Source organism: Stieleria sp. (assembly GCF_041595215.1).
GTDB lineage: Bacteria > Planctomycetota > Planctomycetia > Pirellulales > Pirellulaceae > Stieleria > Stieleria magnilauensis.
In genome coordinates, this window is record NZ_JBFHKV010000285.1 from 1 (window position 1) to 8,567 (window position 8,567).

Consider the following 8,567-nt stretch of genomic DNA (forward strand, 5'->3'; position numbering starts at 1 on the left):
CCCGAGGGAGTATCGATCATCAGCTCACCCAGGGTCGCCAAATCGGTCCGCAATGGCTTCGCACCGCGAACCATGACGGGAAAGATGGCCTGATCTCGATACATTTCACCGACCCGCATGCCATTGACCAGCGTGGTGACGCTTTGCATCAACCGCCCGGGCGTCAGGCCGAACTCCGCTGCGGCGTCGACGCGCAAGTCGATGGCGATTTGCGGGACCAGGACTTGCGGTTCGACTTTCAACGTCGTCACACCTTCGATCGGTTTGATGACCGATTCAATCTCCGCTGCGGTGTTGCGAAGTTGGTCCATGTCGGGGCCATAGACACGGACGACGATCGAGGCACTCGTGCCGGTCAGCACTTCTTTGATGCGTTCGGTCAGGTACGTCAACAAATCGCGATACAGACCCGGGTATCCGTCAACGATCGTCTGGACCTCCGCGACGGTGCTGTCATAGTCTTGATCGTCGTCGATGCTGATCCAAAGCTCCGTGAAGTTCGGGCCGACCACTTCGTCGGCAACCGTCGCTCGACCGATATGGGAACCGAAATTGCGAACCCCATCGACCGCCATCAGTTCCTCGCTGGCGCGTAACGTGATGCGATCCATCGCGTCGATCCCGATGCCCGGCTTTTCAACCCAGTGCATCAGAAAGTCCGTCTCGCGGAATTTGGGCATCAGCTGCTCACCCAAACGCGGAATCGTCGACAACAACGCCACGAAGGCCATGGCCGTCAACAGCAATGTCCCCCATTTAAATCGAATCGTTGTGCCGAGGATCGTTCGATACGCTCGCTTCAACGACCGAACCAGCGGCCCGTCGATCGATCGCTTCGTAGACGATTTGGGTAGCAAAACCAACGACATCGCCGGCGTGACGGTCAGTGCGACGAACAACGAAGCGAGAATCGCCAGGATGTAGGCGGCGGCCAAGGGACGAAAGAACGCTCCCGCCAATCCCGTCAGGAAAAAGACCGGAAGAAACGCCAAGATCACAATTACGGTTGCGTAGACCACCGCACTGCGAACCTCCAAAGAGGCATCTAAAACGACACGGAAGGCGCTGTGGGGCCGTTCGAGTTTGTTGTTCAGACGCAACCGCCGGATGATGTTCTCGACATCGATGATCGCATCGTCGACGACTTCGCCGAGTGCGATCACCAGTCCGGCCAGCACCATCGTGTTGATCGTCCCGCCGCGATAGTACAGCACCAACACGGCGGCCAGCAACGAAAGTGGAATCGCGGTGGCGCTGATCAAGGCGCACCGCCAATCGAATAAAAACAACAGCAACACGATCATGACCAACACACAACCCAGCAACATCGACTTGCCGAGATTGTTGATTGCCCGTTCGATGAAGGTCGCCGGACGAAAGACGGTCGTGTCATATTCGACCGCTCCCATTGCGGGCTTCAGCTCCTCCATCGCACGCTCGACGTTTCGGGTCACGTCCAATGTGTTTGCCCAAGGTTGTTTCTCGACGATCAACAGCAACCCCGGTCGGCTGTTGATGATCGCGTCTCCGATCGGTGGCTCGTAATCATAGGTCACCTCGGCGACATCCCTGATTCGCAACGGAGCGGTCGAGCGGCGACTGATCGGCGTCCCGATTGTCGCCGCCACCGGCAGGGGCGTGGCGGGCGACGTTCCCGTGTTGAGAACGATTTCGCCCAGCTGATCGGGCGTGTAGACCGCCGGCACATGTCTCAGCGCAAGCCGCTGGTTGGCTGTATCAAGAAATCCGCCCGCTCCAACGGCCGTCGCATCACGAACGGTTTGAATCACGGTGTCCAGCGTGACGCTGCTGGCACGCAAACGATCGGGATCGACAACGACCTGCAGTTGCGGCTCTTTCTCGCCCCAGACGGCGATGTTGGCGACGCCGGCGATCGACATCAAACGCGGACGGATCGTCCACTTGGTCAACACCGTCATGTCCATTTGCGACTGCGTGTCCGACCACAAACCGATCTTTAAACACCGGCTGAGCGACGACAGCGGTGGCAAAATCACCGGCGGTCGGGCCGTCATCGGCAACTGATTGGAGACCAATGCCAGTCGCTCTTGGACCAATTGCCGCGCGGTCAACAGGTTGGTGCCCGGCTCGAAAATCAGCCGCACGCTCGACAGACCCAGCACGGATTTTGAACGCACCGTTTGCACAAACGGAATCCCATTGACCGAGTTCTCAATCGGGACCGTAATCAGACTTTCCACATCTTCGGTGGAAATCCCTGGAGCTTCGGTTTGGATTTCAACCAACGGCGGTGCGAATTCGGGAAACACATCCAGCGGAACCGAGTCGGACGTGCGAACGCCGACGACGATCAGCGCCACGGCCAGCACCAAAACCAGCAAGCGGAATTGCAACGACGTTTGAATCAGCCAGTTCATGATCGATCCGGAATCACTTCCCGGCTCCGAACTCCGTGCCGAAGAGTTCTGCGGCGCCATCGACGACGACGGGCGTTCCGATCGCCGGCCCGGACCGCAGCACCGCGTCTTCGCCATCGACGAATCGGAGTGCGACCCGACGTCGCTCGTATTGTCGATCGCTGGTTCGAGCGTACACCCAGGTGTTGCCGTAGATGTCATACAGGATCGAACCCACCGGCACGATCAAGGATTGCTCGCTCGCAGACATTGGAACTTCCACGCCGATGCGTTGTCCGGGCCGCAAGCCCAGTTCGCGATTGTCGACCTGGTAATACAAATCGGCGGACGACGACGTCGCGTCGGCCGTGGGAGGCGCCGCGACCGGAATCGCCGGCACTGCCGACAGGTCATCTCCCGACAGAGAAACCAGCCGCGCCGGTTCGCTGGTCTGAACCGCGGAAAGAAGATCAACAAACACGGGAACCCGAATCCAGAGCGTGTCGAAATTCACGACTTCAAACAGTGTCGCGCCGGCGGCCACCGTTTGCCCCACGCTGACGTTCATCTGGTTGACCAGTCCACCGATCGGGGTGGTGATCGAAAGCGGTGTCGGTTCCTCTTCGGACGACGGAACGTCCAGCATGCCGAGAAGTTTTGTGAGCTGAGCGTTCCTTTCTTTGGCCGCGTCCAGCGTCGATTGAGCGATGTTTAATGTGGCCTCCGCATCATCGACACCGCGCCGCGCGCCGGCTCGATCGGCAAACAACTGCTTGGCGCGATCCAATGCGATTTTGGCAGCTTCGACCTCGGCCATGCCGCGTTCAACGTCACCGGCGGCAACCGTTTGCGCGGCCATCAAGTTGGCGCGTGTCCCGGCCAATTGAACCTGTTCGGCCGGCGTCGGCACATCACGCTCGACCGACAGCAGCGGCATCAACGAGAGCAATGCCTGGCCGGCTTTCACGTCGGTCCCCGGCGTGGGGATTCCCGACGCATCGGTTTGGGCAACGACACCGGCGATCGGTGTCGAGACAAGGATCGATTTGCCGGCGGGGACGGTTGCTTGTCCGCCGAAGGTGCGACGACGCGACACGGCTCGCTCGACGACCGAGGCCGTCGTGATTCCCAGGCGACGCTCGGCGTCTTCGGTCAACGTGATCCGTGACAAGTCCGTCTCGACGGGAAGTTTCTCTACCTTGGCCGGTTGGATCGATTCCGCTTTGGACTTTTCAGACGTCTTGGTGCATCCCAAACCCATCAACGAAACGATCATCACACCGCCGGCGGCAAATCGAACGGTGTCACCAAGGCGTCTCGGTTGGGTCATGTGGAATCGGCTTCCAGCCTGTCATGTCGGACTCGACGAGCCTGGAAGCCCATCACTGGAGATGTTTACGAAGCGCTGTGTCGGTCATTCTAGTCGCGGTCGCGCCGCCGAAACGCTCCGTTGTCAGATTCCAACAGATTCTCGTCTCGCAACAGCGACGCAAATCCGAGTGGGCCGAAATCGCTGGCTGATTCCGGTCGGTTGATCGGTGGGACGGGGGAGATCGGCTCCTCCCCCAGTCCGTCGATCTGCGTGTTCGATGTCAGTCGGTCAACGTCGACGACACCGGCGGAAAGATGGCAGCCGACGCTTCGTTCCAGTTCTGCCAACGCGCGAGCGGAGGCTGCTTTCTGATCCAGAATCCTCGCTTTGGCGTCCAGGTACTGTGTGGTGGTCTGAAGCACCAGCAGATAGTCGGTGCCGCCGTCGGCGAATCCTTTTTGAGCGATCTCCAACGCATCGACCAAGGCCGGCTGAACCTCGTTTTCTAGAATCCGCAGGTTCTGCTGAGCCTGATTCCATTGCCGCCTCGCAATGCGGACGTCGGCGATAATCTGGTCTCGAATCGCGTCACGGGTGTGCAACGCGGCATGGACTTCCCAATCGGCTCGGATGATCCCGCCCTGATTTCGATTGAAGATCGGAAGGTCAGCCCTCAATCCAGCTCCGGTTCCCGTGTATCCCGGACCGTCTCGGACATCCAGTACACCGTCGAAACGGAGAAACAGCCAGCGCGAAAGACGGCTGCGCTGGCGAGCGGCAGCGACGGACCAGCGCGCGGCTTGGTAGTCGGGGCGACACGCCAAGGCCTGCCCAATCAGCTCCGCCTCGTCCACGGAGACGATCGGGGGGGCATCGAGCGGCAACGGAATCAACGGTGCCGGCGGATCATTCACACCGATCAAACGTGTGAGCGCCGCTTCAGCGATGGAAACGTTCTGACGCTGGACCCCGGTCGATGCCTTGGCGTTGAGTCGGTCCACACGGGCGGCGATCGTTTCCAACTCACTGATCTCGCCGTTCTCAAGTCGCTTTTCGGTCAGCTGTTCAATACCCTGGCGAAGCTCCAACGCTTCGCCCGCCAGCTCAGCTTGCTGATGCGCCAGAGCAAAATCGACATAGGCGACGCGAACATCGCGTGCCAGATCCAAACCATTTTGAACCAGCTGGTCACCGATCCGTCGGTACTCGCGGTTGGCTACCTTCACTCGTGCCGGACGCAGCAGATACGATTCGATCGGCGCAAACAGCGTGTATTGGCCTTCCTTTGCCCCGGTCGGAAAATAGATCAACAGTTGTGGGTTGGCGATTAAATTCGCCCCGACCGCATCGCCGTGGGCCATTCCCAACTGCGTGAGCGTTGCTTGAAAGGCAGAATTGTTCGTCAAAGCTGTCGCGACCGCTTCATCTTCACTGAGGCCGTCTTGCAGATCGACACTTTCGGGAATGTGCTCCTGTCCGGGCGGCAGCGTTTCGATTCCGGCACCCGCCCGCCACGACATCTCACGCGAAACCAAGGTTGGATCACAGCAAGGCAGGGGGGACTTGCAACCGGCCGACACCATCATCACGACCAGTAAAGTCATCCATTGTGATGTCTGTGGCTGTCGTTGTGGTTGCGTCATCGGTTGCTCCAGTGCGGTGTCAACGATCAGCAGTCGATCGAGCCGTGATCAATGGATCGACCGTCTCGGGCGATAGATCGAGTATTGCAGCGCAAATCGATTCAATCGTTGCAGCCGGCATGACTCGACCTTCGCCAGAAAGTGGTCCACCCGGGGGCCACGCTGTCGCCATCAGGGACGACCGTTGCGGTCCAGCAGCTTTGAGAGCGCCTTCAGTCGCTGCGCAGAATCGTCCGTCCGTTGATCCAAACGCATCAAGTATTGGTATTCCTCAACCAGAATCTCTCGAAATCGGGTTTCCCAGCGCTTGATCAGCAGCGGCCCGAACAGCAACGCCGCTTCGCGATCCACCGCGTCGTAGGCCGGATCGTTGGCCGACTCGGCGGTTGACCGATCCAGCCGGAATCGCATCACCACGTAACGCAGACGCCCAACGACAAGTTGTTCCTCGACCAGATGAAACCCGCTTTGTAAGGCCCAGCGTCGGACGGCATCGGGGCGACGATTGGGTTGCAGCACCACGTCGGGCGGGACACGGCCGGGATAGGTCTCCAGAATTCGAGTCATCAATTCCCCGCCCATTCCGCAGATGCTCAAACTGTCCGCTTCGCCCGGCGACAGCCCTTCCAACCCATCGGCGAGCCTGACGTCGGCGGCCAGTCCACTCAGCGTCGACCGCGAGTTTTCGAAGGGGCATTGATTCACTTCGATTGCGATCCCACGTTCGATCCGTCCCGACGTCAACAACGCTTTGAGTAGATGCCCGTGGTCGGAGCCGATGTCGGCATGCACGCGACTGCGAATCTGCACCGCCACCGCTTTCAGGCGTTCATCAAGTTTCGGCATGGTGAGAACAAGCAGTTGTCAAAAAGGAAATCGCTCGTCCACGTCACTCTCGGCAAGTTCAACGAGAAACGTCGACAATCGCTCCACAAGCACGTCCATCAGCTGGCGTCCTTTTTCAGCCGTGGCGGGGTGTGGATTTCCGGATCCCGATTGGCGTGTCAGCAAGTGCCAGGGACGCGTGATGGAAACCCAGCCCTGATTGACGGCGTCAAATCGTGTTTTGTTTACCGCCCCATCGTCGGCAGTGATCTTGCCTGTCGCATCAACATCGACAAACTCCGGAAAATACGCCAGCCCGAGTGAGGTTTCCATTTCACCGGCGTGGTCTCCCGCATCTTCGAAAATCTCTCGCTGCACATCGGCCGAGATCCCTCGAAACCAATCGCACAAAAACAATCGGCACGGAGTCTGGTTGTGCATCTCCCGTAGCAGCGGCTTGAATTCGTTTCCTCCATGGCTGTTCAGAATCAAGAGTTTCCGAATGCCACAATGGGTCAGCGACTCGGCGAGATCTCGGATGATGATGCCCAACGTGCTCGGGTTCAGATTCATCGACAGAGGAAACTTCACCTGATTCGTTTCGGTGCCGTACGGAATCGGCGGCAACATCACCACGCGAGCGCCGCGATCCCAGGCGGCTTCGCAGGCGCGACTGCCGATCGCTTCGGCTTGGAACGTATCGGTTCCGTAAGGCAAATGAAGATTGTGGGGCTCGGTCGCCCCGGTCGGTAGCACGGCGACTTGATAATCACAGTCTTTGACAAAGCCGTAGTTGATTTCCGAGAGGATCCAGGGGCGCATTGTGTTTACTTTCCGCTTTGCTCGTCATCGGGTTGAACGGTGAACGGAATCAATCGATTCGGATTCCAGTTCACGGGCCGCCCCTTCGCTTGGGCGGCCAGCCAGTTGAGTGCCGCTTCGTGAACGATTTCGTGACCACCGTCGAAAAGGGTCAGTCGGCTCGTCCCCACGGTTCGGCGAAAAACCGGAACATGGTTGCCGTACAACGAATCCGGCCTCGCTGCATTGATTCGCTGCAACTCCTCCGGCACCCTGCGCGTTTGGTACAGCTTGTCGATCGCATCGACGTTCAACGCCGTTGGCGCCGGAACGGCGGCATTAAACGCCAGCATCGAATGCGTAAACGGAACGCTCCCCGCCCGCCCGTCATTGATGCCATGATTGAGATCCAAGGGGGGAAGCCGATCGGCCTTGGCGATCCAGTTCAGCGGGGAACGATGCCAGGCGGCGTCACGAAGTTCCGTCGAGGCATCCGGCGTGCCACCCAGTGCCGACTCGATCATGGTGGCATAGCGATCGAATGACGTTCCCTTGCACTGGTGATGCCATGCGGCAATGTCCGAGATGCCACACCAGGCCGACACCCCGGCCCACAATTCCGGCTCACGTGCCGCCATCAACATCGATGCGTGCCCGCCACCGGAAACACCGATGCAGTAGATTCGATTCCCGTCGATCGACGTTTCGGACTTGGCAAAGTCGACGGCGCTGCGGATATCGGCAACGACAAGATCCGACCCCATCGCTTCGGGCGTCTTGTTGATACCGCGAAAATTGGGGTGAATGAAGGCCCAGCCTGCTTGCCGACACCACTCCGCGTACTGAACCTCACCGCCGGTTTGACGATAGTCGCTCGACCACGTGTGCAACGCCACGAGCAACGGCACCGGTTCGTCCGATTTTGGAAACCAGATCAACGTCGGTTGCATCGAACCGTCACCGTCGGATCGATAGTCAACTTCACGGACACCCTCCGGGTAGCCCGGCACCTGCGCAGCCGCATGCAAACTGAAGAACATCATCGCGGCAATAAACAGTCCGACGGCATGATCCCGAATCAACAACAAAATAATATTCCTCGAAGCGGTTCGTGGCGTAAACTTCCAGCTTGCGATTCCATTGCACCCATCAATGCGGGATATGCTACACCGTTCGGCCAAGTTGATGTCACTGGCAACCGAAGCCGGCCAGACGATTTTTAACCGCATAGAGCGCCGGACGCAACGATTCACCCCGCGTTCTATCCCCTCTCTTCGCCTTGCGCCTTTGCGTGAACACTCCGAACGGGAAACTGCAGGTCTCACACAAAACCGCCAAGCCGCAAAGGTCAGAACCCGGCGCCAATCGTGGATGAAACTGTCAGCGTGCTGGGCCCCATGCCTTCCGGTCCTATTTCTTCATTTTCTTCTTGGCGGCTTTGCGAGAGCGCTCAGGACGGAGAAGCTGCAGGTCTCACGCAAAGACGCCAAGCCGCAAAAGTCAGAACCCGGGACCCATGGTGGATCAAACTGGCAGCGTGTCGCCCCCACTCCTTCCAGTCCTATTTTCTTCGCCTTCTTCTTGGCGGCTTTGCGTGAGCGCTCAGGA

6 protein-coding genes are annotated in these 8,567 nt (G+C 59.0%); all 6 read right to left on the bottom strand.

Translation table 11 applies throughout. The features are described 5' to 3' along the window. The coding region (locus ABX749_RS12940; RefSeq protein WP_372896355.1) for an efflux RND transporter permease subunit at nucleotides 1–2,399 on the bottom strand (2,399 nt) is incomplete at its 3' end. 13 nt (nucleotides 2,400–2,412) lie between these two features. Next, nucleotides 2,413–3,708 (bottom strand): efflux RND transporter periplasmic adaptor subunit, encoded by a 1,296-nt coding sequence (locus ABX749_RS12945; protein WP_372896356.1) that lies wholly within the window; start codon nucleotides 3,706–3,708, stop codon nucleotides 2,413–2,415. 89 nt (nucleotides 3,709–3,797) lie between these two features. Next, on the bottom strand, nucleotides 3,798–5,333 hold the full coding sequence (locus tag ABX749_RS12950; protein ID WP_372896357.1) for a TolC family protein: 1,536 nt from the start codon (nucleotides 5,331–5,333) through the stop codon (nucleotides 3,798–3,800). A gap of 171 nt (nucleotides 5,334–5,504) precedes the next feature. After that, a complete protein-coding gene (locus tag ABX749_RS12955) occupies nucleotides 5,505–6,179 on the bottom strand; it encodes a tRNA (adenine(22)-N(1))-methyltransferase TrmK (protein ID WP_372896358.1) in 675 nt (224 codons plus the stop codon). Nucleotides 6,180–6,197: 18 nt separating this feature from the next. Continuing rightward, nucleotides 6,198–6,980: a creatininase family protein gene (locus tag ABX749_RS12960; protein WP_372896359.1), complete on the bottom strand. Its 783-nt coding sequence runs from the start codon at nucleotides 6,978–6,980 to the stop codon at nucleotides 6,198–6,200. A 5-nt stretch (nucleotides 6,981–6,985) separates the two neighbouring features. Beyond that, nucleotides 6,986–8,044 (bottom strand): alpha/beta hydrolase family protein, encoded by a 1,059-nt coding sequence (locus ABX749_RS12965; protein WP_372896360.1) that lies wholly within the window; start codon nucleotides 8,042–8,044, stop codon nucleotides 6,986–6,988. Nucleotides 8,045–8,567 lie beyond the last annotated feature (523 nt).

Bases quoted from the DNA above. Each gene is read 5' to 3' on its own strand.
- ABX749_RS12945 (WP_372896356.1), bottom strand. From the start codon at position 3,708: ATGACCCAACCGAGACGCCTTGGTGACACCGTTCGATTTGCCGCCGGC.
- ABX749_RS12950 (WP_372896357.1), bottom strand. From the start codon at position 5,333: ATGACGCAACCACAACGACAGCCACAGACATCACAATGGATGACTTTA.
- ABX749_RS12955 (WP_372896358.1), bottom strand. From the start codon at position 6,179: ATGCCGAAACTTGATGAACGCCTGAAAGCGGTGGCGGTGCAGATTCGC.
- ABX749_RS12960 (WP_372896359.1), bottom strand. From the start codon at position 6,980: ATGCGCCCCTGGATCCTCTCGGAAATCAACTACGGCTTTGTCAAAGAC.